Origin of the sequence: Citrobacter sp. W9, from assembly GCF_026719375.1 — a bacterium.
Classification (GTDB): domain Bacteria; phylum Pseudomonadota; class Gammaproteobacteria; order Enterobacterales; family Enterobacteriaceae; genus Citrobacter; species Citrobacter werkmanii.
In genome coordinates, this window is sequence record NZ_JAPPTE010000012.1 from 92,203 (window position 1) to 117,750 (window position 25,548).

General features: G+C 49.2%; 29 protein-coding genes. 7 read left to right on the forward strand and 22 right to left on the reverse strand.

What is annotated here, in order from left to right:
• Position 1: 1 nt before the first annotated feature.
• Positions 2–250 carry a GlsB/YeaQ/YmgE family stress response membrane protein gene (locus tag OOJ59_RS17235; protein ID WP_005120370.1) on the reverse strand — a complete coding sequence of 83 codons (249 nt, stop codon included), beginning with the start codon at positions 248–250 and terminating at the stop codon, positions 2–4.
• Between the two features lie 362 nt (positions 251–612).
• Between OOJ59_RS17235 and fdhF the strand changes: the two genes are divergently transcribed.
• The gene (gene fdhF, locus OOJ59_RS17240) at positions 613–2,760 is read left to right on the forward strand and encodes a formate dehydrogenase subunit alpha (protein ID WP_160956402.1); all 2,148 of its coding nucleotides are present in this window, start codon (positions 613–615) and stop codon (positions 2,758–2,760) included.
• 52 nt (positions 2,761–2,812) lie between these two features.
• On the opposite strand, the gene OOJ59_RS17245 is transcribed toward fdhF, so the two are convergent.
• The 10 genes from OOJ59_RS17245 to OOJ59_RS17290 form a co-directional block, all read right to left on the reverse strand.
• Positions 2,813–3,457, reverse strand: coding sequence for a hypothetical protein (locus OOJ59_RS17245; protein ID WP_085049529.1), 645 nt, complete (start codon positions 3,455–3,457; stop codon positions 2,813–2,815).
• 218 nt (positions 3,458–3,675) lie between these two features.
• Positions 3,676–3,858: a DUF1869 domain-containing protein gene (locus OOJ59_RS17250; protein WP_003832433.1), complete on the reverse strand. Its 183-nt coding sequence runs from the start codon at positions 3,856–3,858 to the stop codon at positions 3,676–3,678.
• A gap of 3 nt (positions 3,859–3,861) precedes the next feature.
• Positions 3,862–4,224, reverse strand: coding sequence for a DUF1971 domain-containing protein YeaR (yeaR, locus tag OOJ59_RS17255; RefSeq protein ID WP_038640001.1), 363 nt, complete (start codon positions 4,222–4,224; stop codon positions 3,862–3,864).
• A 173-nt stretch (positions 4,225–4,397) separates the two neighbouring features.
• Positions 4,398–5,036 carry a leucine efflux protein LeuE gene (gene leuE / locus OOJ59_RS17260; RefSeq protein ID WP_032940118.1) on the reverse strand — a complete coding sequence of 213 codons (639 nt, stop codon included), beginning with the start codon at positions 5,034–5,036 and terminating at the stop codon, positions 4,398–4,400.
• Positions 5,037–5,173: 137 nt separating this feature from the next.
• On the reverse strand, positions 5,174–5,824 hold the full coding sequence (gene zinT, locus OOJ59_RS17265; protein WP_069324307.1) for a metal-binding protein ZinT: 651 nt from the start codon (positions 5,822–5,824) through the stop codon (positions 5,174–5,176).
• Between the two features lie 88 nt (positions 5,825–5,912).
• A complete protein-coding gene (locus OOJ59_RS17270) occupies positions 5,913–6,503 on the reverse strand; it encodes an ATP-binding cassette domain-containing protein (protein ID WP_038639993.1) in 591 nt (196 codons plus the stop codon).
• Positions 6,487–7,281 carry an ATP-binding cassette domain-containing protein gene (locus OOJ59_RS17275; protein WP_087857710.1) on the reverse strand — a complete coding sequence of 265 codons (795 nt, stop codon included), beginning with the start codon at positions 7,279–7,281 and terminating at the stop codon, positions 6,487–6,489. The genes OOJ59_RS17270 and OOJ59_RS17275 overlap by 17 nt, the downstream gene beginning before the upstream one ends.
• Positions 7,275–8,087, reverse strand: coding sequence for an ABC transporter permease (locus tag OOJ59_RS17280; protein ID WP_069324310.1), 813 nt, complete (start codon positions 8,085–8,087; stop codon positions 7,275–7,277). Before OOJ59_RS17280 ends, OOJ59_RS17275 begins: the two co-directional genes overlap by 7 nt.
• Complete coding sequence (locus OOJ59_RS17285) at positions 8,077–9,051, reverse strand: ABC transporter permease (protein ID WP_160956405.1); 975 nt, start codon at positions 9,049–9,051, stop codon at positions 8,077–8,079. Before OOJ59_RS17285 ends, OOJ59_RS17280 begins: the two co-directional genes overlap by 11 nt.
• On the reverse strand, positions 9,051–10,637 hold the full coding sequence (locus tag OOJ59_RS17290; protein ID WP_160956401.1) for an ABC transporter substrate-binding protein: 1,587 nt from the start codon (positions 10,635–10,637) through the stop codon (positions 9,051–9,053). The genes OOJ59_RS17285 and OOJ59_RS17290 overlap by 1 nt, the downstream gene beginning before the upstream one ends.
• Before the next feature lie 428 nt (positions 10,638–11,065).
• Between OOJ59_RS17290 and OOJ59_RS17295 the strand changes: the two genes are divergently transcribed.
• Together OOJ59_RS17295 and OOJ59_RS17300 are read left to right on the forward strand one after the other, a co-directional pair.
• On the forward strand, positions 11,066–13,153 hold the full coding sequence (locus tag OOJ59_RS17295; RefSeq protein WP_160956314.1) for a TonB-dependent receptor: 2,088 nt from the start codon (positions 11,066–11,068) through the stop codon (positions 13,151–13,153).
• A 343-nt stretch (positions 13,154–13,496) separates the two neighbouring features.
• Positions 13,497–13,787, forward strand: a complete 291-nt coding sequence (locus tag OOJ59_RS17300) for a Bor family protein (RefSeq protein ID WP_038643122.1) — start codon at positions 13,497–13,499, stop codon at positions 13,785–13,787.
• 128 nt (positions 13,788–13,915) lie between these two features.
• Here the strand turns inward: OOJ59_RS17300 and OOJ59_RS17305 are convergent, their stop codons facing one another.
• Both OOJ59_RS17305 and OOJ59_RS17310 read right to left on the reverse strand, forming a co-directional pair.
• A complete protein-coding gene (locus OOJ59_RS17305; protein WP_137347165.1) occupies positions 13,916–14,122 on the reverse strand; it encodes a hypothetical protein in 207 nt (68 codons plus the stop codon).
• Between the two features lie 167 nt (positions 14,123–14,289).
• Positions 14,290–15,813, reverse strand: coding sequence for an EAL domain-containing protein (locus tag OOJ59_RS17310; protein ID WP_160956446.1), 1,524 nt, complete (start codon positions 15,811–15,813; stop codon positions 14,290–14,292).
• A gap of 236 nt (positions 15,814–16,049) precedes the next feature.
• On the opposite strand from OOJ59_RS17310, the gene OOJ59_RS17315 reads away from it, so the two are divergent.
• The 4 genes from OOJ59_RS17315 (at position 16,050) to yibB (ending at position 18,497) form a co-directional block, all read left to right on the forward strand.
• Entirely contained in the window at positions 16,050–16,322 is a 273-nt protein-coding gene (locus OOJ59_RS17315) for a hypothetical protein (protein ID WP_085049536.1), read from the forward strand.
• A gap of 149 nt (positions 16,323–16,471) precedes the next feature.
• Positions 16,472–17,011: a cytochrome b gene (locus OOJ59_RS17320; RefSeq protein ID WP_087857715.1), complete on the forward strand. Its 540-nt coding sequence runs from the start codon at positions 16,472–16,474 to the stop codon at positions 17,009–17,011.
• A 200-nt stretch (positions 17,012–17,211) separates the two neighbouring features.
• The gene (locus OOJ59_RS17325; RefSeq protein WP_085049538.1) at positions 17,212–17,454 is read left to right on the forward strand and encodes a DinI-like family protein; all 243 of its coding nucleotides are present in this window, start codon (positions 17,212–17,214) and stop codon (positions 17,452–17,454) included.
• 185 nt (positions 17,455–17,639) lie between these two features.
• Positions 17,640–18,497 carry a protein YibB gene (yibB, locus tag OOJ59_RS17330; protein ID WP_193157024.1) on the forward strand — a complete coding sequence of 286 codons (858 nt, stop codon included), beginning with the start codon at positions 17,640–17,642 and terminating at the stop codon, positions 18,495–18,497.
• Between the two features lie 129 nt (positions 18,498–18,626).
• Here the strand turns inward: yibB and OOJ59_RS17335 are convergent, their stop codons facing one another.
• The 9 genes from OOJ59_RS17335 to OOJ59_RS17375 are packed head-to-tail and all read right to left on the reverse strand — an operon-like array spanning position 18,627 to position 25,477.
• Positions 18,627–19,586, reverse strand: coding sequence for a YbgA family protein (locus OOJ59_RS17335; RefSeq protein ID WP_193157022.1), 960 nt, complete (start codon positions 19,584–19,586; stop codon positions 18,627–18,629).
• Positions 19,587–19,599: 13 nt separating this feature from the next.
• Entirely contained in the window at positions 19,600–20,130 is a 531-nt protein-coding gene (locus tag OOJ59_RS17340; RefSeq protein WP_160956197.1) for a DUF3833 domain-containing protein, read from the reverse strand.
• Positions 20,127–20,654, reverse strand: coding sequence for a hypothetical protein (locus OOJ59_RS17345; RefSeq protein ID WP_160956196.1), 528 nt, complete (start codon positions 20,652–20,654; stop codon positions 20,127–20,129). The genes OOJ59_RS17340 and OOJ59_RS17345 overlap by 4 nt, the downstream gene beginning before the upstream one ends.
• Positions 20,654–21,136, reverse strand: a complete 483-nt coding sequence (locus OOJ59_RS17350; protein WP_160956195.1) for a DUF2878 domain-containing protein — start codon at positions 21,134–21,136, stop codon at positions 20,654–20,656. Before OOJ59_RS17350 ends, OOJ59_RS17345 begins: the two co-directional genes overlap by 1 nt.
• Entirely contained in the window at positions 21,133–22,353 is a 1,221-nt protein-coding gene (locus OOJ59_RS17355) for an SAM-dependent methyltransferase (protein ID WP_160956194.1), read from the reverse strand. The genes OOJ59_RS17350 and OOJ59_RS17355 overlap by 4 nt, the downstream gene beginning before the upstream one ends.
• Positions 22,350–23,072: a DUF1365 domain-containing protein gene (locus tag OOJ59_RS17360; protein ID WP_160956193.1), complete on the reverse strand. Its 723-nt coding sequence runs from the start codon at positions 23,070–23,072 to the stop codon at positions 22,350–22,352. Before OOJ59_RS17360 ends, OOJ59_RS17355 begins: the two co-directional genes overlap by 4 nt.
• A gap of 1 nt (position 23,073) precedes the next feature.
• Entirely contained in the window at positions 23,074–24,330 is a 1,257-nt protein-coding gene (locus OOJ59_RS17365) for an NAD(P)/FAD-dependent oxidoreductase (RefSeq protein ID WP_160956192.1), read from the reverse strand.
• Positions 24,327–25,046 (reverse strand): SDR family NAD(P)-dependent oxidoreductase, encoded by a 720-nt coding sequence (locus OOJ59_RS17370; RefSeq protein WP_038639926.1) that lies wholly within the window; start codon positions 25,044–25,046, stop codon positions 24,327–24,329. The genes OOJ59_RS17365 and OOJ59_RS17370 overlap by 4 nt, the downstream gene beginning before the upstream one ends.
• Positions 25,043–25,477 carry a nuclear transport factor 2 family protein gene (locus OOJ59_RS17375; RefSeq protein ID WP_160956191.1) on the reverse strand — a complete coding sequence of 145 codons (435 nt, stop codon included), beginning with the start codon at positions 25,475–25,477 and terminating at the stop codon, positions 25,043–25,045. The genes OOJ59_RS17370 and OOJ59_RS17375 overlap by 4 nt, the downstream gene beginning before the upstream one ends.
• Positions 25,478–25,548: the final 71 nt, after the last annotated feature.

Here is a 25,548-nt window from a genome sequence, read left to right on the forward strand (position 1 = left end):
GTTAGCTTTTGATCTTTCTGTAGATAAACAGCACCACGATCGCGCCGATAACCGCTACGACGAAACTGCCGAAGTTGAAACCATCAACTTTGCCAAAGCCAAAGAAGGTACTGATCCAGCCGCCAACCACCGCACCAACAACCCCCAGGATAATGGTCATAAAGAATCCGCCGCCATCTTTACCCGGCATAATCCATTTTGCCAAAATCCCCGCGATAAGACCGAAAATCACCCATGAAATAATGCCCATTATTTTCCTCACTTATGTTTTTAAGTTAACGATTGACTCGTTGTATAAAAGCATAGCATAGCGCTGAAAAATTATAATTTGTGATCGGCATCACCTGTAATTTTCATCTTTTTCTGATGTTTCATAGAGTTAGACCAACGACAAAACGGTGATATTTATGACGCTTCTCGTCAATAGTGACGAATCGACAGTCATTCCTCTCTGCTCTCTGGGCAGCAACCCCTGCCAATGCTGGTTTTTCATCTTTGGCATGCTTTATGCTTTAACAACCCGTCACTACGACACATCGTAGCCCGTGATATCTATTCACGTGGCTTCGTCTACAATTCGCGCTATTTCAGCATTTAACAGGTCTGTTATTGATGAAAAAAATCACCAGTGTATGCCCATACTGTGGGGCCGGGTGCAAGCTCAAGCTTGTTGTTGAAAATAACAAAATCATCCGCGCCGAAGCCGCTGAGGGTGTAACGAACCAAAATCAGCTATGCCTGAAAGGCTATTATGGTTGGGACTTTCTGAACGACACCCGCCTTCTGACTCCCCGTCTGACTCGCCCGATGATCCGTTATGAAAAAGGTGGAAAATTCACTCCCGTTAGCTGGGATGAGGCCATTCGTTACACCGCTAAACGCTTATCTGAAATCAAAAATACCTATGGTCCTCGCGCCATCATGACGACAGGTTCCTCCCGGGGAACAGGCAATGAGACCAACTACGTGATGCAAAAATTCTCCCGTGGGGTGCTCAACACCAACAATGTCGACTGCTGTGCCCGCGTCTGTCACGGCCCTTCCGTTGCGGGTCTCCAGGAAACGCTGGGCAATGGCGCAATGAGCAACTCCATCAGCGACATTGAAAACTCAAAATGCCTGCTCATCTTTGGTTATAACTGCGCGGACTCACACCCCATAGTGGCCCGTCGGGTGATTAAAGCTCGTCAGAACGGCGCGAAAATCATTGTTTGCGACCCTCGCCGTATTGAAACCGCCCGTATCGCCGATCAGCATTTGCAGTTAAAAAATGGCTGCAACATGGCGCTGGTCAACGCTTTTGGCCATGTGCTTATTGAAGAGCAGCTTTACGATCGCGAGTACGTGCATAAACATGCCGAAGGTCTGGAAACATACTGGGAAACCGTTAAGGACTATGCCCCTGAAGCCGTAGAACATTTAACCGGCGTCCCTGCACAACAGGTTCGTCAGGCGATGCGTACATTTGCCGCGGCGCCATCGGCAACCGTGATGTGGGGGATGGGCGTCACGCAGTTTGGCCAGGCCGTTGATGTGGTGCGTGGACTGTCGAGCCTGGCCTTACTGACCGGGAATCTGGGACGTCCAAACGTCGGTGTTGGCCCGGTACGCGGGCAAAATAACGTGCAGGGCGCATGTGATATGGGCGTACTGCCTAACCAGTTTCCGGGGTATCAGGACGTGACCGATTTTACCGTCAGGGAGAAATTCGCCACCGCCTGGGGGATTGACGTTAATCAGATGGATGACAAGGTCGGAACGCGCATCACCGAAGTTCCGCATCTGGCGATTGAGGGCAAAATAAAAGCCTACTACATCATGGGCGAAGATCCGCTGCAAACCGAGGCTGATTTGGGGCTGGTCCGGGAAGGATTTAACGCGCTCGATTTTATCGTCGTGCAGGATATCTTCATGACCAAAACGGCAGAGATGGCCGACGTCCTGTTGCCTGCAACATCATGGGGCGAACACGGTGGTGTCTTTACCTGCGCCGATCGTGGTTTCCAGCGTTTTGAGAAAGCGATTGAACCCCACGGGGATGTTAAACGTGACTGGGAAATTATCAGTCTGTTGGCCAGCGAAATGGGCTATCCGATGCAGTATCAAAATAATCAGCAAATCTGGGATGAGATGCGCGAACTGTGTCCGCTATTCTATGGCGTGACCTATGAGAAAATGGGTGAGATGGGCCATGTTCAGTGGCCTTGTCCGGATCTCGATCACCCGGGCACACCGTATCTTTACGCACACAGCCAGTTTGATACCGCGAATGGCAAAGGCAAACTGTTTGCCGCTCCGTGGCGCGCTCCTGCTGAAGTCCCTGATGAGAACTATCCGCTGGTATTGTGTACTGTGCGCGAGGTCGGACACTACTCCTGCCGCTCCATGACCGGCAACTGCGCGGCATTACAGGCGCTGGCTGATGAGCCAGGGTATGTTCAAATCAACACCGATGATGCAGAAAAACTGGGTATCCGTCATCGTGACCTGGTGTGGGTAAGCTCGCGCCGAGGCAAGGTCATCAGCCGTGCGGATGTCTCCGAGCGTATTAATGCCGGCACAGTGTATATGACCTATCAATGGTGGATTGGCGCGTGTAATGAGTTAACACAGGATAACCTTGATCCGATCTCGAAAACGCCGGAAACCAAATATTGTGCTGTCAAAATTGAGCACATTACCGATCAGGGATGGGCGGAGAAGTATGCCGCACAAACGTACAGCGAAATGAAATCACGCTTGTGTGAGGCCATTGCGTAAATTATCGCCCTGACCGCCTGAGTCTGGCCTTCCAGACTCAGGCCTTTTCCAACTACTTCGCCAGATGCGGTTCACTGAAGCAAATAGCGGCAGACTCATGCTGTTTATCCCGCTGCATAAAACCGAGGTTCATCAGAAACAATCCCACCATAAACGGCAGTTCGTACAATTCTTCAATCAAATCGCCGTAGCTGGCGTTATGCAAAAAGACAGGCGCCAGCAGGCGATGATGCTCCACTGTATCGGAAATCAAAAATGCGCAGACGGTGATCGCCAGTAGCCACAGCGGTAGCGGTTCATTACGCAAGCGCCGGGCAATATCCTGGCGTAGGTGCTTCGACAGCAGGACCGGCAGAATAATCATCGCAATTAACACGACTGAGATAGCTCTGAACAGCAGTTTAGGATGCTCCGGGAAGTAATCACGGCCCCAACTGGTGCTTCGGCCCAGTAATACCAGCCACCATACCGCCGCCCAAAGCCAAAATTGCTTCTCGCCTGCAGGACGCGATAAAGGCCGGATGTAGCAGAAAGTAAATACAGCACCAAACAATAACCATAGCGCCTGGCCATTTTCAATCCATGTGACAACCGCGCCATTGAGCAGAGGAAGATGCCAGTTTGCGGTGAACGGGATCGCGACGAGGACCAGTCCAAGAATGAATGCGGATAATGTAAGTCGGGTATTCAATTTCATAAGCGCGAAGTTCTGTATTGTTACTATTTCACGATCATAACCCCTATGAATGATCAACTATTAGCAAACGATGCGAATTTCTTAAGGTATTCTTAAGAAATCTTTTTCCGGACTGCGATCTATCCGGCGCAAATAAAAAACCGCCCTGCGTTATCAAAATGCAGTGCGGTTTTCAAGTTAAGAATCAATCAGTTCAAACGGTATCAGAAGTGAAAGCACTACCATCCGCAGACTTCATGCTCATTTTCGGTATCGTATGAACGGACGGTATTGACCAGGTCTTTGACCACTTCTGCCGCGACATCCGGAACCAATAATGTCATCGGCGCTTCGGTCTCGTAATCAACAGACACACCGTTGCTGTTATTGGTTACTGTGACGGTATAGGTTGCTTTGCCCATGATTTACTCCTTGCCAGTGCGCACGACTTTTCGTTGATTTGCACTCTCCATCAGTACTTCCGGGGCAACGAAAAAATCGATATTAAAGTAAGTGTCGTCGGTCATCACTTCGATGTTATGCCATTTTTCCGGCGGGAAAACGCCAAACTGACCGGCTTCAATAACCATCACCTCTACTGGCTCTGGGCTGTGTTCATCTGCGTAGCCGAGATATTTGACCGCCCCCTGCATAACTGACAGTCGAGGATAAACCCCGGCACGGGTGCCTTTATCAAGGTGGCGTTCGAAAATTCCGGCAGGTGCAGTTTGTTTGTTCCAGAACGGAGTTGAGCGTGTATGGATATGATTCTGTGGAATTTGAAGCATTTTTCTTCCCTTTTCCAGTCGACAACCAGCGAGTCTTATTGAACCGCTGCTGTGTACAGAGTACGCCTCAAAATATACATTTAAAATACCATTTATTGGTTATAACCATTAGCTGATATGTGTGGGGAAGAAAAGCTTAATATTGAAGCCCGCCATATTCAGCGGGCCAATGATTACGACTGAAGCGTCGCCAGACGGGCAGCAAAACCTACGAAAATCAGACCGATAAGGGAGTTACCCACCTTAGCCAACTTCTTCTTGGTACGAATGTACTGGGTCACAAACGCGCCGGAAAAAATAAGGAAACTCAGGTAGAAAAAGCTCACTATCTCAAGCGTTATAGCCAGAATAAAGAATGACAGCCCTGAGTGCGGCGCATTGACATCAATGAACTGCACGAAGAACGAAACATAAAACAGAATTGCTTTCGGATTAGTCAGGCTCAGAATTAAGGCGCGCTTAAAAATGGCGCCAAACGGGACTTCCTCAGCCGCGGCGTCGCTTGCCTTTGATTTCAGTGTGGCGTACAGGATCTTCGCACCGAGATACAGCAGATAAAAAGCGCCGAGATAACGAACGATATTAAATAAAACAGGCGTAGTTTTGATCAAGGCGGCAACACCGGCATAGGCCAAAAACATCAACACAGCATCACCGATAAACACACCGCTTGCGGCGAGATAACCGCCCTTCACTCCCCGACCAACGCTATTCTTCAACACAAATATCGTATTTGGCCCGGGAACCAGCACGATAAAAATAGCCCCCACCAGATATGTCCAGTAATTCAGAACTCCATACTCTGCAAACACGTTAACCTCTTCCTGAAAAAACACATGCACTTGCTGCAAGACAATATGCTAACGAATGCGCAAGGGGATGGAAAGAGAAGGTTGTTAATTAAAATACCCGCCACCAGCGCGGGTATGTACCGTTAACTTAGGCCGGATTAATGGTGCAGCATCTCATCCACCACTTCTTCGCCTTTCAACTGATAAGGATAGTAGGTAGGCCAGTTCTCCATTTCTTCGAGCAAGGCTGCCTGCGAGGTATTTCCCATAAAAATATGGAAGTGGCTTGACTTGCGCGGAGCAATGATATGATCGCTGAACTGGACGTATTTAGGCGCTTTGCTATCAGCAGCTTTACACTCAAACAAATAACGTACACCTTTCTTGCCTGATTTATAGTGCAAGATTTTATATCCGGCATAATCGTATTTGCATGATGTAACCTGATTACCGGTATGAAATTCCATCACACCATTTTCAATGCCGATGGTGTCTACGTTAGTTGCATAGCCTTGACGGTAATAATCTTTAATCTGTTCTGCCGTTTTGCTTTTATCTTTCTCCGCTTTCTTTTTGAATACCGGATCAAGTTCGCCACTGACCAGATACGGATAGACAGATTGCCACATGCCATCCCAGTCAGTCAGCGCTCTGTTCTGTACCTGATCATCATCAAACACGCCTTCTGACGCCTTTTGTTCTGTTTCACTCATCGGAACACCATGTGAATGGTGACCGTGAGCCAAAACCTGACCACTGACCAAAATCATCCCCAGAGCGATTGCCAGTTTTTTAAAATGAATAGCCAAAATTTCACCCTCAAATCGTTTGCGAGTGAAATGTTATAATATAACATAACTATTTAATCAACATCGTAACTTACCGGAACGGGGAAAATCACGGCGTGAGTAGCGCTCGCGTGCAAATCTGATCAAGCAGCGCCTGCTGATGGCTGATAATCAGCATGCCTAACGATCGACGCTGGCACTCTTCGAGCAGCAGCCCCCAGATATCTCTTTGAATGGAAGGATCGAGCTGGGCGGTAATCTCATCGGCAATAAGAAAACGGGTCCGCGGGTCCAGCGCGCGAAGTATGGCGATTCGCGCCAGTTCACCACCAGAAAGCTGTCCGGGGCGACGGGTTAGCCACTCCGGCTTGATATGCAGACGGGTAAGGATTTCCGCGTCGGGCCGCCAGGCGTCATGAACCGCATCGCCGGTGCTACGCCGTGGGTTAAAAGTTAATTCCGGATGCTGCGGTACCAGTTGCACCGGACAATATTGATGCATCGGTAGCGGCTGGTCATCGATAAGAATGTCGCCCGAGGTCGGCTTTTGCCAGCCCGCCAGCACGCGCCCCAACGTCGTTTTGCCGGTTCCGCTGGGCGCACAAATCCCAATACGTTCACCGGGGTGCAATGAGAAAGAAAGGTTTTGCCACAGCACCTTCCCTCCCTGGCGAATCACGACATCACGACAGCACAGCATCGCGCACTCCAAACAATTGATTTCTCTCAGGCAGAGCCCGCCATTGACGTTGCAGATGCTCGCTAATTTCCCCGCGCAACAGCTGTTCACGACTAACGTTATCCGACACGCTTCCCTGATACAGCGCGACGATGCGATCCGCATGCTGGGCCGCCAGCGTGAGATCGTGCGTCACCCATAAAACACCAGCCCCTTGCTCACATAAACCACGCAACTGCTCAAGCAGTTGATTAGCCAATGGCGCATCAAGCCAGGCGGTAATTTCGTCAGCCAGAATATAGCGGGCCTGACTCAGCGACGCGTGACAGGCCAGAACACGTTTCGCCATACCGCCTGAAAGCTGACGTGGGAAGGCATCTAATACGCTGGTTTCCAGTTGACTACGCTGGAGCAATTTTTCTATTTTTCCGGCATTCCAGGTTTGGCCGGAGAGCTGACTTGCTCTGCGCAAATGCTTTTCAATTGAGAGCAGCGGGTTCAGGGCCTGAACGCCTTGCGGGACATAGCTGAAGGTATTGCCCCGACATTCGCGGATGTCATGACTGTTCAGCATTTTGCCATCAAGGGTTATGGCGCCGTGCAGACGCAAATTTTCCGGTAACAGATCGAGCAGACATTGCAGGAGCAGACTTTTCCCTTCACCACTTCCCCCAACTAAGGCCACCATCTGACCGGGCGCAACGTCGAAAGAGATATTCTGCAACATCGGAGACCATTTTCTCGCCCCGAACCAACGATAACGCGCCACGTCCAGCGAGACCTGTCTTAAACTCAACATATGTCACCTCGCAACCATAAACGATGCACCGCCCTCGCGAGCTGATCGAATAACATCACCAGGCTGAATAACATCAGCCCCGGAAACAGCACTAACCACCAGTCCCCATGACTGATAAACCTCAGCGCATCCGCCAGCAGCAGCCCCAGCGACGGTTCATGCGGCGCCAGTCCAAAACCGAGGAAACTCAACGCCGCGCTGTGCAGCACCGCATGGGGGAACATCAGCAATGTCCCCGTGAGCCATTGGGGTAACAATGCCGGTAAATAGTGATGTCGCCAGCAGTAAAAATGACCATGTCCCAGACGCCATGTCAGCGTCAGATAATCGCTATGGGCAACACGTTCGGCCTCTGCACGCAGAATCAGTGCGAGGCGCGGCCAGTGGGTTAGCGCCACTGCCATGATCACCCCACTTTTCCCACCGCCCAGCGTAAAACAAATCAAAATAAGCAGCAGCAGATGCGGCATCGACAGCATGGCATCAGTTATCAGACGCATAAGCACGTCCAGACGTGGATGCAGGCGCGACAACGCCGCCATCATTAACGCAATGAAGCCGCTGCACAAGGCTGCGCCGATACCAATTTGCAGACTGGTTAACGCCCCCTGAAAGCAACGCACCCACAGATCGCGACCGAGGTTATCGGTGCCAAACCAGTACAGCGCATCAGGGGGCAGATGACGGGCAAGCAGATTTACATTCAACGGGTTATCCAGCGTGGCCGCGCCATAAACCGCAATGAATAGCAGACAACTAAAAGAGAGCACCAGACGAATAAGCGTCGGCGTCGGATTATAGAGCATCGGGTCGCTCCAGAGCACGGTTCAACACGTGAACAAACCAGGTAGAAAGTGAATTGCCAATAAAAACCAGCACGGTGCTAAACAAGACGATCCCCATCAGTAACGGTAGATCGCCCCGCAAGCCGGCATCAATGGTCGCCTGCCCAAGTCCGGGATAAGCAAAGACCTTTTCTGCCAGCAGCGCGCCCCCCAACAGTTCTCCCAGCGAGGCGAACTGCAGGCACAGCGCGGGCGTGATAGCGTGGCGCAGAACCTGATGGCGTAACAGTGACCAACCTTTGTCGCCCTGAGAGCGCGCAAAACGGACAAATTCACTCCTCATTACGCTGGCGATACTTTCCCGCGTATGAAGTGTAATCTGCCCCAGCCCCAGTAAACTTAGCGCGCAAACGGGAAGCACCAGATGGCGCAGACGCTCGGTTAGTGTCGCCATATCGCTGTTGTTGCCCGGCTCCCACGCACAGCAGACCGGGAATACCGGCCAACGAACGGCAAATAACGCCAGCAGCAGCATGCCAATCCAGAAGGTCGGTAACGAGGAAAGCAGATAGCTGAGGCGACAAATTGCTTTATCCGGCCAGCGATTCAGGTAGCGTCCGGCGACAAATCCCATTGCCGTCCCCACTATACCGGAGAGCAGCCATGCGCCGCTAAGCAGCGCAAACGAGGTAGCAAAGCGCTCCTTGATCACGCTGGCAACCGGCGCATTAAACAACATCGAGTAGCCGAGATCGCCCTGCAATACCCGTATAAACCAGTTACCAAAACGCTCCCACAGCGGCTGATCCAATCCCCAGCGTGCGGCGATACGTGCATATTGTTCCGGTGGCACGTGCAGGAGATCGTTGCCAATATAAGCACGAATCGGATCGACCGGAGAAAAGCTGAGCAGCACAAAAGTGCCAGCCGCAACCAGCACTAATAACACCATCAGCCGGAAAAAATGGCCCACTACAGACTTCATCAACGGCAGGTCCAGGTCCATTCATCCAGATTATTGAGCAGTGACCAGCTCCCGTGAATTTCCGGTGCGCCTTTGCCTAAGTCAATACATGGATTTGCCAGGTAAGTGTGCTGAATATTCAATAACCATGCCCATGCGGCATCGCCCTGTACACCAGCGCCTTGCTTGCCATCCCACTCAACCTGTTGCCAGAAAGGCAGCGCTTTTTGCCAGTCCGGTGCATCAATAGCCTGTTTGAGATGCTCTTCAACGACAGAATTACTGTAGTAACCGGGGTTGTAATACTCCACGCCCGCAGCCTGATTGCTGTAATGATGGAACAGCTCCATGGGATCCAGGCTTCCCCAGCCAAACAGCGTCGGGTTGGCATGCATATGACGCTCAACGGTTTCCCAGCTTCCGGATTGCAATGATACCTGGATACCCACAGGCTCCAGCATCGCACGTACGGCTTCGGCTAAATCCCGACGCGTACTGTCACCGCTGGCATACCATAAAGTCAGGCGCGCCTCTTTGCCCTCTTTCACTCGTACACCGTCTTTACCCACTTTCCAGCCGGCGTCTTCCAGAATCGTCCGTGCTTTTTCGCTGTCGCCATCTTTGAACGCGACTGACTGCCCCTGCCATGGCAGGCCCTGAACCGCGCTATAGGCGGGGATCGCATGACCTTCCATAACCTGATCGGCGAGCTGCTTACGATCAATGGCGTAATTGATGGCGCGTCTGATCGCGACATCGGCTGTAATATCGTTACCAATCGGATAACCATTGGCGTCTTTTTTACCTGCAGGAATCATCGGGAACACAATGCCCCGATTCTCCACGCTGTCACGCACCCACAGTTTCAAATTCTGCTGCTGAGGGGCAACCGCCATCGAAGGCGCAATACGTACTAATCCCAGTTGCCCACTGCGTGCTGCGGCATAAGCGTTATCTTCATCAAGGAAAACAAACACCAGCTTACTGAAATCATTTTTCTTACCGGCATACCAGGGATTAGCCTCCACAATCAGCTGCTGCCCAGGCTGGAAACTCACCAACCGATAAGGACCTGCGCCAATCGGATGTTTGGCGAATGTTTTTTCGTTATAAAACTTTGCCGGAACAATCCCTAAAGATCCCAGCACATTCACAAAGGTGCTCTGCGGGCTGCTCAGCGTCACTTCGACCGTGCGGTTATCTTTCAAACTGGCATGAGCGAAGTTCCCCATGTCAATTTTTCCACCACTTTTTGCTGCTTTGTTATAAGTGAACACAACATCTTCAGCGGTTAGCGGCGACCCATCAGAAAATTTAAGGTCAGGTTTTAACGTCAGCGTCCAGGTTTTGCCGTCAGCACTGGTCACCACCTTCTCCGTCAGCAGGTTTCCCCAGCTCATATCTGCATTTTGTTTTAATAACGGCGCATGCAAAAGCAAATAGCTGCCATGACTCCATCCCAACATTGGGTCAAACCCTTCCGTTGGCTCCGGTCCAATCGCCAGTTTTAACGTCTGACCTGCGCCCGCATTCTGCGCGGCGAGGAGTGGTGAGGTTAATGCGAGAGTTAATGCACACGTCAGGAGTGCCAGCTTGCCTTTGATCATTATTTTATCCAGATTTGCGTTATGTTTATGCCGCTTAACGATGCATTGTCGTTAAGCAGTCTCCTGGGAAAGGGATTATGGCGAAGAGAATTGGCGAAAAAAATGATGCGGCGCAGAAAAGTATGACGATTTTCTAAAATTATCATACTTTTTTCTGATACTCCGTTATGAGTACGATGTGAACCCCAGAAATTGTTTAAAATTCAACCATTCATTCAATAACATATTAATTCAATTCTAATAATTACCATTAAGACTATTGTCTTAACCACCATTCCCTTACGCTAAATCAATGACAATTTATGTATATTTATTCAAGAAAAACACCAGAAATGACAAGTTATGTAAATCTATAATGATAATTATTTGTATTATCATTTTCATCAATTATCTTACTGCCTTTGAATTTTAACAAAGGAAGTTTGACTATGCGTTTAAAACCGATTGCCTCTGTCGTTCTGTCCTGTATGGGTTTTACCAGCCCCCTGGTTTTTGCCGAAGATGTCATGGTAGTCACCGCCTCCGGTTACGAAAAGAAAATTACCAATGCAGCAGCCAGTGTTTCCGTGATTTCGCAGCAAGAGTTACAAACCAATAAATATAATGATTTAGGTGAAGCCCTGCGTTCAGTAGAGGGCGTGGATGTCGAAAGCAGCACCGGTAAAACCGGTGGTCTGGAGATCAGCATCCGTGGCATGCCTGCGAGCTATACCCTGATACTGATTGACGGTATTCGTCAAAACGGCAGCAGCGATGTAACGCCAAACGGCTTCTCTGCCATGAATACCAGCTTTATGCCCCCGCTGGCGGCAATCGATCATATCGAAGTGATCCGCGGCCCAATGTCGACGCTGTATGGCTCCGACGCAATCGGTGGCGTGGTGAACATCATTACCAAAAAAAGTACCGATAAATGGAGCACCTCCATCAATACCGGCGTTAAACTGCAAGAGAGTAATAAATGGGGTAACAGTACGGTGGCCAACTTTTGGTCCAGCGGTCCGTTAATCGCAGGCGTGCTGGATATGCAGGTTCGCGGGAGCACAACGCAGCGCCAGGGCTCAAGCGTCACCTCTTTGAGCGATACCGCCTCTACTCGCGTACCCTATCCAACTGAATCTGAGAACTATAATATCGGCACGCGCCTGGACTGGAAAACCAATGAGAACAACACGTTGTGGTTAGATCTCGACTCTGCCAGACAGCGCTATGACAATGACGATGGACAGTTGGGCAACCTGACGGGAGGTTATGATAAAACGCTGCGCTATGAGCGCAACAAAGTGACTCTCGGCCACGATACCGCTTTAACGTTCGGCACCTGGAAATCTTCCCTCGGCTGGAATGAAACCGAGAACAAAGGCCGACAACTGGTCTCCTCCGCGCTCACGCCGGAAAACGCGGGCCGTGCCGGTGATGCGCGAGAACTCAAGAACACTAACGTCATTCTGGACTCGGTGCTACTGACGCCATTAGGTGACTCACACCTGTTAACTCTTGGTGGAGAATACTGGGATGCGCGAATGAAAGACGGTGTCGTACTGGCCAATACCGGCGAGACGTTCCACCAAAAAACGTGGGCAGCCTATGCGGAAGATGAATGGCATATACTCGACTCATTGGCGTTAACCGCAGGTACCCGTTATGAGCATAATGATGTCTTTGGCGGCCACCTGAGTCCTCGCGCCTATATGGTTTGGGATGTCTCCGATGAGTGGACGCTCAAAGGCGGTGTTACTACAGGTTATAAAGCGCCCTCACTCAGCCAGTTGCATAACGGCATTAGCGGCGTAACTGCGCAAGGAACCGTTAATACTGTCGGTAACCCTGACCTCAAGCCGGAAGAAAGTATCAGCTACGAAACCGGGCTATATTATGAAAACGAGGCCGGACTGAACGCCAACGTTACCGGCTTCTATACCGAATATAAAAATAAAATTGTCTCGTATTCTATCGATGATAATACCAACAGCTATACCAATAGCGGTAAGGCAAGGACCGATGGTATTGAATTCGCCAGCACCTTCCCTCTCTGGTCGGACGTACTGAGTTTATCTCTTAACTATACCTACACACAGAGCAAGCAAAAAGATGGTGATAATAAAGGCGCACCGTTGAGCTATACCCCCAAACATATGGCTAACGCCCGCCTGAACTGGCAGGCTACAGAAGATATGAACGCCTGGTTGAGCGCCCGTTATCGCGGTAAGGCGCCACGCTTTACCGAAAATTATGAGAACCTCAGCGCGGTACAAAAGGCGGTGTATGACGACAAAGGCGCGAATTTAAAAGCCTGGACCGTTCTCGATATGGGAATGTCTTATAAGCTGACCAAAGACCTGACGCTGAATACGGCAGTTAATAACGTACTGGATAAAGACTTCAGCGAAGTTAAACTGTATCAGGTTGGTCGCAATAGCACCTACGCAGGTGACTACTATCAGACTGCACAATCCACTACCGGCTACGTAAATCCGGGTCGTAACTACTGGGTTTCGTTAAACTATCAGTTCTAATTGTAAAATGTTTTATTGGCAGGACTATCTCTGATAGTCCTGTTCCAATATGCAACTGATATCATCCTCGCGTATATGAATTCGATATTCCCGTCTAAACAACATTAACACATCCCTATTTTTGTGCGTGCTTAATGTTGATATTAATAAAATGTGAGTTGATACCGTAAGTTATCAACAATGACCTACAAAGCATAAACAAAAAACTTATCTATTATTTATCTAACTAAATAATAGATAAACAGCCAGCACAATACTGTCATGCATACACGCTGGTCGGATATGTACCAGCGACATTAAAGAAGATCATTTTCTCACTATCCAACACTTGAGAATGGTAAAAATGAAAAAGTTAATGATTGCGATTATTGCTGCAACAGCTTTATCCGGTTGCGCTCAGCAAACCTTTAAAATCAACAACGGTATTGCAGAAAAACCCACACAGGAAACCAGACAGAATTTTTTTATTAATGGTATTGGCCAGTCACAAACCATCGATGCAGCTTCTGTTTGCGGCGGTGCAGACAAGGTTGTTCGCACTGAAGTTCAGGAGTCGGGTATGGATGTTTTCTTGCGCATCATCACGATTGGCATCTATACCCCTCGTGAAGCCAGAGTGTATTGTTCTAAATGATATTTTAAGCAGGTATTTTCAGGAATACCTGCTTAACTTAATTGATGGTTAATAATATTGAACATTACTGAGAGATGGTAGTACCGAGTCAATATACGCCTTAATAAAACATAAGAAAAATTAAACAATCAGTACAGAAAAACGCCCTCCTGCATCATTAAGTACATTGCCAAAACAATAGCTCCGGCGATACCGCCTAAAAACAGAACAGCGGCAATTGCTAGTTGGTCGCGGTTTGTGTACTTAGTATTACTGCGCACATCCACCATTTTCTTATGTACTACCTTCACTCCACGATTTGAATCGCGTGCCCTGGTAAATGCTATATCAGTCATGCTGTTATCCGTTTGCTGTATGTAAAAATGCAAATAACCACCACATGACTAAGGATATGTTTTTTGAATAGCGCGATCTGAGATTTATCTCACGATAAAGAAAAACACAGGATTTCTACGGCCGATTCTCCCCCATTCTCACCTTTATCAACAAGATTTCTCCCGTTTTATTCGACAAAAACCTTCACTTTGGGTTTTGAAAGCAGAATAAGGATAAACTCAGTAAAAGTGACCGGTTTATAGAAGTAGTATCCTTGCAGAAAAACAATGTTGTTTTTGTTAAGATAATCAAGCTGCGCTTTCGTTTCTACTCCTTCTGCAACAATGCTTAAAGACAGCTTACGCGCCAGATCGAGTACACAATCTAAAATTCGGGTTGAGTCAGGAAGGTCATTTACCCGTCCCACAAAACTCTGATCGATCTTGATATAATCAATGTGCAGATCATGCAAGTAAGAAAGTCCAGAATAACCTGTACCAAAATCATCTAACGCAATGACAAAACCATTTTCATGTAGCGTATTAAGCCTCTGCACAAGATCATCATCCACATGCAATGGTTCTCGTTCAGTCACTTCGATCACCAAATTTAGATCATCACGACTGAAACTACCTCTGTAGCGCAGGCACTCCTCCACAAACGCAGGGGAAGTAATATGGGATGCGCTGAAGTTAATTCCGACATGGAAACCGGATGGTAATTTGCTGGCGATGGAGTTCATATTCGCAGAGACCTGCTTCATCAAGTTTTGAGTAAGCGGTACTATCAGACCTGATTTTTCGGCAACCGGAATAAAAGAGGCAGGAGAGATATATCCAGCCCGTGGGTGCTTCCATCTTGCCAGCACCTCAACACCGCGTAACGTTCCATCGCGACCATTTACGATTGGTTGATAAAAAGGCACTATCTCCCCTTTATCTATCGCTCGGCGCAACGTTTCTTCAGGGGTATCGTTCTTATTCAAATATTTATCGATAGCATACGCTACAGCTGCCGAGATCAGCAGGATGAAAATCAGTATTCCCAGACCATTAGTGACAAGCCTTTTTAAGCTAAATAATGGAGGCTGATCGAAAATAATGCTGAAGGGATACTTTGCAGAATCCACCTGACCAGACTGCCGCGCGTTCGCCTTGATGACTTTCACTTCCGCCGATGAACCAAGTACTTTGTCGCCCACCCGCAACGAATAGGACAGCCCTTTTATTGGGACATTCAATGCGCCCCGGATATGCACTCCACTTATTGTGATAATGATACTACTTGTTTGAAAATGAGTTTGGTAAAGCAGAACAGGTATCTCATTCACCGTATATTGCGCAGGGGCCAGCAGCAAATTTGTATCAGGTATGACGGGTATTTGCTTCAGCAGGATCCGATTACCAGGCAGTGAGGTGCACCAAACCTTCCCTTGCCGAATAATAATCAACGTTCGTAGATGAGGCCGAAGCGCGGCTTCAGTTCCGAGCTGATATTGGCTCTCCAGATCGCATTTCTTTTCAGCGATGCGCTTAGCTGTGCCCGTTGCCTGGAAAGCTTCATTAAGTATGTTGTCCATATTTTTCGCAGCATATCGAGCGCCCCCCAAAGCTTCCTGCGATGAGGAATACCAAAGCTGCATATTGAGAATAAAAACGCCGATTACGAACAGACATATCGCAGCAAATATCGGTAACAGTGCTTTGCGCATTCTTATATCCTGTGGCGAAAAATGAACACGTAAAACGAACGTTGACTGGGTCAAGTTTGTCTCTACAGAGCATGGTAGACAGCAACATAAATCGCCATGGAACCACTCACATTTTTTAAATCACATCATAACGTATTGATTAATAGTAAATAATCATTGAACATTTTCAGTGCAATACCAGTATTGCACCACATTTAATTTGCTATCATATGTAGGCATAACGAGGAGGTGAGCCAATGAAAATTTTTATTACTGACGATGGCGGAAATCTGATCCCTGTCGATGGAAAAAGCGTCGTCATCGAACTAAATAATGGCAAAACGATTGAGATAGCCGAGGAATACGGCAGAGACGACATTCCTGAAGGGATCAATCTTTGGGGTGGACGGGAACCGTCTCCTTCACTCCCTTTTGAGGAAATCAAAGCCAGAACTGAAAGCCTCGGCGTTTACCCATTAGCAGCCAATGCTCTACACGTTTTCCCGTACAAAATCTCGTCGAAAAATTGAATCCTGACAAACTCGCAGTGAACACCAATCAACTATCCGATCGTGTTACCCGAAGCAGACATAACAAAACCCTAATCTCTTAATGAAAATAAGGATTTGTTAAGCTTAATACGATACGGTTGTGGTGGCGTATCATTCGAGGAAAAATAATGAACAGATTCTCAAGACTTCAGATTCGCTTGCACTGGTTAACTCTGGTGTTAATCGCGATAACCTATGCCGCAATGGAATTTCGCGGTTGGTTTCCCAAAGGCAGTACCCTCTATCTGTTGATGAAAGAAACACACTATAATGCAGGGGTATTTGTCTGGTGTTTAATGATAATACGTTTAATTCTCAAACATAAGTATGACGATCCAGCGATCGTACCTACGCCACCCCAGTGGCAGAGGATATCAGCCAAATTAATGCATATCATGCTCTATGTCTCTTTTCTGGCTCTACCGTTATTAGGTATCTTGACGATGGCTTACGGCGGAAAGAGTTGGTATTTTTTAGGGCTAAACATTCCCGCTTTCTTTCATAGCAACGGTGAAATAAAGGCCGTCGTAAAAACTATTCATGAAACTTTGGCAAATGTAGGGTATTTCCTGATTGCAGCCCATGCTGGCGCGGCATTATTTCACCACGCCATACAGAAGGACAATACCCTGTTGCGAATGATGCCTGAGCATAAACACCTGAAATGATAATCTTAGAAACATAGGCACTAAAACACCAAGAAAGCATTAGTTTATTTATTAGTCATCATAATGCTTATGTTTCTTTCTCTCTCCTCATTACATTATCATCACCAGGCGACGTCAATTCGTATTGACGTCGCCCCTTGTATATCAGATAAAAACACAGTATAAGTACTGTGTTTTTATACAGATAAAGGAAAGTAACAATGTTCGTGGAACTCGTTTATGACAAAAGGAATTTTGATGGTCTGCCAGGCGCAAAAGAGATCATTCTGGGCGAATTGAGAAAGAGAGTACAGCGAATCTTTCCAGATGCTGATGTCCGGGTTAAACCGATGCTGACTCTACCAGCGATCAACACTGACGCCAGTAAGCACGAGAAAGAACAGATTAGTCGCACTGTTCAGGAAATGTTTGAAGAAGCCGATATGTGGCTGCTTTCAGATTAAACGCCTTAATTCACTGCCGGAGAAGTACAATCTGCGCGGTTGGTAACAATTATTTATCATTTTACATAGCACATTATGCTTCCTGCTTCATATTGATACTGTTAGAATACCACATTACTACAGATATCAAAAATATATTCCCCATAATCAAATGGTTATTGGATTGAAAAACGGACTACATAGAAATGAATTCATCTATTACCATCGTTACAGCATTTTTCGATATAGGACGAGGAAACTGGACGAGTGATAAAGGTTTCTCTCCTCATCTAGAGAGAACATCTGATACCTACATCAATTATTTTAAAAACTTGTCTGAGTTAGATAATGACATGGTTATATTTACATCCTGCGATCTCAAACCAAAAATAGAAAAAATTAGAAATGGTAAACGTACTGTTGTAATCCCCTTAGATATTAATAAAAAATTCCAACACATTAAAAACAGGATTTCTCAGATCCAGAGAAATGATGAGTTTAGAAATAAGCTTGAAACTCGCCAACTAATAAACCCTGAATACTGGTCCTCAGACTACGTACTAGTTTGCAACCTGAAGACATACTTTGTAAATAAGGCAATAGAGTTAAACCTTGTAAATAATAATATGGTTGCATGGGTTGATTTTGGTTACTGTCGTAATGCGAAAGTAATAGATGGATTATCTCGCTGGGATTATCGTTTTGACGTCAACAAAGTTAACTTATTCACAGTAAAAAAAGGTTTAACTGTCAAAACGCTTCATCAGGTTTTCGATCACATGATTAATAATCGCTCTTATATTATTGGCGGTGCCATTATTGCAACACAAAATAAATGGAAAGAATTTTATGAATTGGTTTGTCAGTGCCAAATGACAACGCTTAAAAACAATATTGTGGATGATGATCAGGGTATTTTTATAATGTGCTACCATTATAAACCTCAATTAATCAAACTAAATCATCTCGGTAAGAACCGATGGTTCAATTTGTTTAAACTGTATGGCAGGAATGATTTTGTTTCTTTTTCACGAAGGTTAAAAGTAACACTTATCGGGAAATAAGATTAAATTGTAGACATACACAATACCGATAAAGGTAAAGCTGACGTCTACTATAAGCGAAGAGTGGTAATTAAATATTCGAACACGACATAAATTATCACTCTGCTCGGTTCTGTTTATCAGTCATGATCAATTAACAGTCAGTCGCAATGCTAATTCTTGCGGGTAGGGATCAAAGTAATTCTGCGTCAGCAGATAATCGTCCGGGTATTCCGCCAGATAATGTTTCAGCAACGTCATCGGGGCCAGGATGGGCAGTAGTCCTGCGCGGTAATGAAGGATCACCTCGCGCAACTCGCCGCGCTGACGCATTGTTAATTGATTACGGAAGTACCCCTGAATGTGCAGAAGCACGTTTGTGTGGTTTTTACGTGAGGCGGGTTTCTTCAGAATTGTCATTAAATTATCCCGGTAGACCGCAAAGAAAGCCTCCAGATCCTCCCATTCATGCAGTGATGCGACAAATGGGCCAATTTGCCTATATCCGGCCTGATGGTGAGCCAGCAATTGCAATTTATAACGGCTATGAAAATCCAGTAGAGCCCGCCGCGTCAGGCCATTTTTGCGCAGCATATTGAGCTCATGTAGCGCGAAAACCCTTTCGACGAAGTTTTCGCGTAGGACCGGATCGTGCAGTCGCCCGTCTTCTTCTACCGGTAGCCACGGATATTTCTCCATCAGCGCGGCGGTAAACAGTCCTACCCCGTCTTTACGCCCGCGATTGCCTTTATCGTCATATAAGCGCACACGTTCCATGCCACAACTGGGGGATTTTGCACAGACGATAAAACCGGACAGTGTGTCCAGCCCTGCCAGATACCGCTGGCAGAAGTCAGCCATTTCGTCGGTCACGTCTTCGTGAGGTGCGTGACTGAAACGCATGCGAATATCCCCGACAGTCGTTTGCACCAGGCGCAGCGCTGGCCGAGGGACAGGCAAACCTATCGCCATCTCCGGGCAAACAGGCTGGAAAGTCACCCACTGGGCTAGTTTCTCCATCGCAAATTCTGCCCGTTTATGCCCGCCGTCAAAGCGGACGGCAGATCCCGTTAAACAGCCGCTGATCCCAACGATGGGTTGCATTTTCATGACCTCTTCCTCACTATCGCGTTTTACGGGAGAAGAAAAGCGTCACCGTACCGACGGTGAGGCCAAATTTCTTCATCTCCGTTTTATTAAACAGATGGTTAGCATCCTGCATGTACATCCAGTCGTCAAAATTCAGCAACCAGGTTCTGCCGCTGGCTTTCACATTCATGCTGTAATGCCAGTTGAACGCGTTGCCCGCTGCTTGCCCCTTCGCCACGCCTTCAATGTCACCGGCAGTACCTTCGTAACGATCGGCGCTAACTTTACGGATACGCCATACCCGCTGCTGTTTCTCTCCATCGTCGTACACAAAGCGTTCGTTGAGGGTCAATGTGTCTCCCACCACATCGCCGTTAATATCGACATGGAAGCGACGAAGCTGTTTACCGCTGCGGTCCTGAATCATCCCCCATGCTTGCGTTTCTCCCTGAAAATACTGAAAGATATCCAGCGTCGGCTGCTGTTGCCGATAGTCGGCAATTTCAGCGCTACAACCAGCCACCTGCATCAGCAAGGGCAGGCTCAGGGCCAATAAACGTTTCATTTTTCACCTCCAGTAAGCTGCTGACGCAGCTCAGGATATTGCGTGCGGGAACCCAGCCAGACAGAGAGAAAGTTTTCGCTGAACGCCGCCGACTGCGGTGGGCCAAGCGGGATAAAGTGCCTTTGAGCCGCCGAAGCGCGATACCAAAACTTCCCCTGCTTATCTTGCAATACAAAAGCCAGTTGCGTACCTGGCGCGACGTCTGGCCATATCTCACTCAACATGCGAAGCCAGGACTCACTCTGCGCTTCCCGCCCGAGAATACCCTGCGCTCGCCACTGATCGCGGGTGGCATTAACCAGTTCTTGCCGTTCAATATTGCGCTGATAGGTGATAATCAGTGCTTGATCCTCTTTCAGCCCGCGATAGCGCCCATCCGGCGTGCGCAGTTGTGAGGTATAGATCGTGAATGGTCCCCAGGAGAGCGTCGCATCGCCGACTATCCGCCAGCTTAACCAGTCAGCGGCACCGGCAAAAGGCGCCGTCGCCATGACGCCCAGCAGTATCAATAGGGCAGGTTTCATTAGTGTTTCCCCATGAAAATATGAAAAAACAGCATCAACACCAGCCAGCCCGTCGCCATTAAGCCAACAACAATAAATGTTGGTTCCAGAAAAATAATGGCCCCCAAACGCTCTCCTATCACATAGGCGATCGGCCCACCACCGGTGGCCATTATGGCCAGCAGCCATCCCGGCAAGGTAGTCGAGCAGGTAAGGTGCGTCCACAGGACAGCGAACATGAGCCAAAGCGCAACCATCCATAACGGCAACAATGCTTCGCCGTGAAAATTAATCAACCCCGTCAACGCCCACAGCGCATCCAGACCACTACCCACCGCTGCCAGCATTAACGCGTACAGACGTTGCGCAGACGGCAGCAAGAAGCAGGCCAGAATAGCCAGCCCAAGCCATAACGCCAGGCCGCGCTCACGAAATATCACCACCATGAGCCAGTACAGATCGAACCCGACAGCCAGGATAAAGACCTGTAAATGGCGGTTCATGGACGTTCCGCCGTCAGTTGCACCACGCTGATCGTGCGGGCGTTAAAACCGGCTTCGCAGTAGCCGAAGTAGTACAGCCACATACGGCGAAAACGCTCATCAAATCCCAGTTTTTCAATGTCATGCCAGGCGTGAACAAATCCTTGTCGCCAGTGCGCAAGCGTTCGGGCGTAGTCGGGCCCCATATCGAACAGATTACGAACCACAAAGTCAGTATGCTTTGTCATCAGGCCGCTCATCGCGGTGATACTGGGTAAAAAGCCCCCTGGAAAGATATAGCGCTGAATAAAATCAACGCCTTTGCTGTATTCGCGATAGCGCTGATCCTGAATGGTAATGGCCTGAATCGCCAGTTTTCCCCCACGACGCAGTCGCGCCTGGCAGGTACGGAAAAACGTCGGCAGATAACGCTGACCAACCGCTTCGATCATTTCAACCGACACCAGTTTGTCGAATTCCCCGGTCAGGTCGCGGTAGTCGCACAGCAGGACGTTGACTCTCTCCTGTAAACCTGCGCGGGCAATCCGCGCTTTCGCCCAGGCAAACTGTTCCTGAGACAGGGTCGTGGTGGTTACACGGCAACCGTAATGGCGGGCGGCGTATTCCGCCATCGCCCCCCAACCAGTACCAATCTCCAGCAGGTGGTCATTCGCGGTCAGTGCCAGTTGCTCGCAAAGCCGCGCCATTTTGGCCTGCTGAGCCTGCGCTAAAGACTGCTCGGGGCGGGTGAATAAGGCGCTGGAATAGAGTAAATCCTCATCAAGAAAGTGCGCGTAAAATGCATTGCCGAGATCGTAATGCGCGGCAATGTTTTCTCTTGCTTGTTGCCGATGGTTGCGACGCGTCCAGTGACGTAAACGCTCGGCGGGTCGGCCAAGCAGGCGAAAACCGCTTTCCAGGCGTCCCAGTAGGGTGCTGTTAAGCGCAAATATTTGCAGTAACGGCGTGAGCTGTTGCGTTTCCCACTCTCCGTCCATCCAGGCCTCAGCCGCCGCAAGACTTCCGCCTTTCAGCACCCGCCAGTACACCCTGGGCGAGAGAATATGTACGTCAGCGCGTAATTCAGCTGAAACATCACCAAAGTGTAAGGTCTGCTCCCCTTCCCGCACCGTGACTGAACCCTGGCGAAGGCCGCTCAGCATGCGGAAAAGAAGCCAACGCGCCACACGCAGGTTGCGCGGAACATCAGGTTCAAGCGCAAAGACGGGATCGGTCATGATCGTTCACTCCTGCTGACGGGATGGTTGTAGAGAGGGACTCGCTTGAGCCACAGGCGTAGCGCCTGCCAGTAAATCGCGAACACCGTTTTCAGCGTCATTAACGGCAGTCGTAGCAGCAACGCGCGTAAACTCACCTGCGTCAACGGCTCGCGTTTGAGCATCAGGCTGGCATCAAAAATCTTCTCTGCCTGGTGGTTTTCGATATGCATATGCAGCGTTTTACCCGGCGGGTTAAATCGCCAGTGATAGACCATATCCATCGGGTTAAACGGCGATACATGGAACGCTTTTTCCAACGGACGCTTTTCCTGTGCGTCTACAGCGTAGTAATGTCGCTCATTCCATGGCGTATTGCGGACTTCCGCCAGTACCCAGCGCAGACGCTGTGAACGGTCATAGCAGTAGTAAAAATTGACCGGGTTAAAATGAAAACCGAAATAGCGCAGCTGTGTCAGAAGCATTACACGCCCCCCGGGATGTTCGCCCGTCAGGCAGGTAAGCTTATTCAACACGCTCTCTCTTAACGGTGTCCCCAGCGGGTAATCCGCATCATGAAAAGCGGCCGCGGCGAAGCGATTGCGTTTCACGCCCACGCCCGGAAGCTGTGCGAGTTCATCTAAATCGAGCCACGCCATAAACACCTGATAACTAAACTGGTGTGTTGCTGGCTGGAGGCGGCGATGGCGCAAAACACCGTGGTACAGGCAGCTGTTCATCTTAGCCCCCCTCTCCTGCGGCAATGCCGTGTACTACATCGAGCGCGCTGCGCACGCCATCCTCATGAAAGCCGTTGTACCAATAAGCCCCGCAGAACCAGGTCCGACGCAGGCCGTTGATCTCAGTGCGGCGCGCCTGCGCGCGCCAGCTGTCGGGATTAAACAATGGGTGCTCGTAGACAAAGCGTCGCCAGACGAATCGCTCGTCAATAGGGGTGTCCGGGTTGAGGGTCACGCAGAATAGCGGGCTTCCTTCGGGTAATCCCTGGAGAATATTCATGTTATAGGTGACGCAGGCGCTGGCGCGATCTTGCCCACTCAGGCGGTAATTCCAGCTTGCCCACGCGCGTTCACGTACCGGTAACCAGCGGCGATCGCTGTGCAATACGACCTCATTACGCTGCCAGCTAATTGCGCCCAGCACGTCGCGTTCTGCGGGGGTGGCATCACCAAGCACGACCAGAGCCTGCGAAGAATGACAAGCGAAGATCACCTGATCAAACGTCTGTACTGATCCTGCCAACTGGATTTTGACGCCGCTGTCGTGACGAATAACCTGCTGAACAGGCGCATTGAGGTGCAATGCCAGACGCTCACCCAGCTTCGCTAGCATAACGCGAATGTACTCGCGCGATCCGCCTGGCACCACGTACCACTGCGGACGATGCCAGATATCCAGCAGGCCGTGGTGTTCAAAGAAGTGTAAGAACAGCGGCAACGGAAAACGGCGCATCTCCTGTAGCGAAGATGACCAGATAGCTGCGCCCATCGGCAGAATATAATGACGCGCAAAGAACGCGCTGAAGTGGTGCTGGTCGAGGAAGGTCTGTAGCGTGGCGTTTGCATCGACATCATTCAATGCCCGTTTAGCCAGACGATTAAAACGGACAATCTCTTTCAGCATTCCCCAAAATGCGGGTTTGAGCAGGTTCTGACGTTGGGCGAACAAGGAAGTCAGCGTATGACCGCTGTACTCCATACCGCTTTGCGTATTATGCACCGAAAAACTCATCTGCGTTTTTTGCCCCTGGATACCGAGTTCACTCAGCAAGCCCATAAAACGCGGATAAGTTCGGTCGTTGTAGACGATAAAGCCGCTATCAATCGCGAAATTCCCCTGTGGAGTCGCAATATCTACCGTCGCAGTATGGCCGCCCGGGGTCGACGCCGCTTCAAAAAGCGTCACCTGATGATGTCCGGCCAGACGCCAGGCGCAGGTTAATCCGGCAATACCACTGCCAATGATAGCAATTTTCATGAACGCACCATCCTGCGCAGCAACGCGCGCTGGAGACTCTCAGGCAGCCCGGCTAACAGACGCAGCAACACGCCAAAACCTGTCGGGAAGGCAATACTATTTTTTCCTTTCGCCAGGCCACGGCGAATAGCCTTCACCGCCTGCTCTACACTCACCTGCCCGGGCATAGGAAAATCGTTTTTACGGGTAAGCGGGGTATCAACAAATCCTGGCGAAACAACGGTTACAGCAATCCCCTTTGGCTCCCAATCCAGACGCAAACTATTGGCAAACCAGGTTAGCGCGGCTTTAGACGCACCATAGGCTTCCGCCCGTGGGAACGGCAGCCAGTGCGCCATCGAACTGACCAGCACCACGCGGTTACCGGAAGTTAACTGCGGCTGAAGCGCTGCCAGGCAGTTGATGGGGCCCTGATAATTCGCCGCCATCACCCGTTCAATCTTCCCTGCATCTATCCAGCCGTGGTCGAGATATTCGCAAGTTCCGGCACAGAGAATAACCAGTTCGGGTTTGCAGTCCGCCAACGCCTGGCGACAGGCGTCCCTGTCTGTCATATCGAACAGGCGTACTGTGATGTTGGCGTGGGATTGGCGCAGTTGTTCCAGCCTTTCGGGATTGCGGCCACAGGCAATCACGTGACAGCCGTCATCGGCCCATGATTTTGCAAGCCCGGCGCCAATCCCAGAACTTGCGCCAGTAATGAGGACAGTCATCATGCGCGCACCCTCCTTTTAACGTGGCGAACGGCCCAACCCAACAGCGGTAGATGCTCATAGAGCATCTCACCGGCATCGTAATAATCACGCTGGCGAAAAATCTTCTCGCCATGTGTCTCGACCATTGAACATCCCGGCAAAGATCGTATTTCTCCGCCAGCAATACGCGGATGCGACCAGTACATTGTCCACGTCACGGCAAACCGCCCGGTCTCACACAGTGGAGGGTCAATGGCAAAACGGCAGGCATTCACACTCGCCAGGAGATGCGAGAAATAGCGCTGAATGGCAAACAGCCCGTTATGTTCCCCGAAGGGATCGACAAGTACCGCGTGCACGTCGTACAACCCGGCAAGCGCGGGGACGGACTGGCGATCCAAACTGGCGTAGTAATCCACAAACCTGTCGATAACGGATGGCGGTGCGCGCATAGCTCTTACCCTTGTGTGAACCACATTACGTAGGCGGTATAATTAAAACTTACACAAACACTTTAATTTGT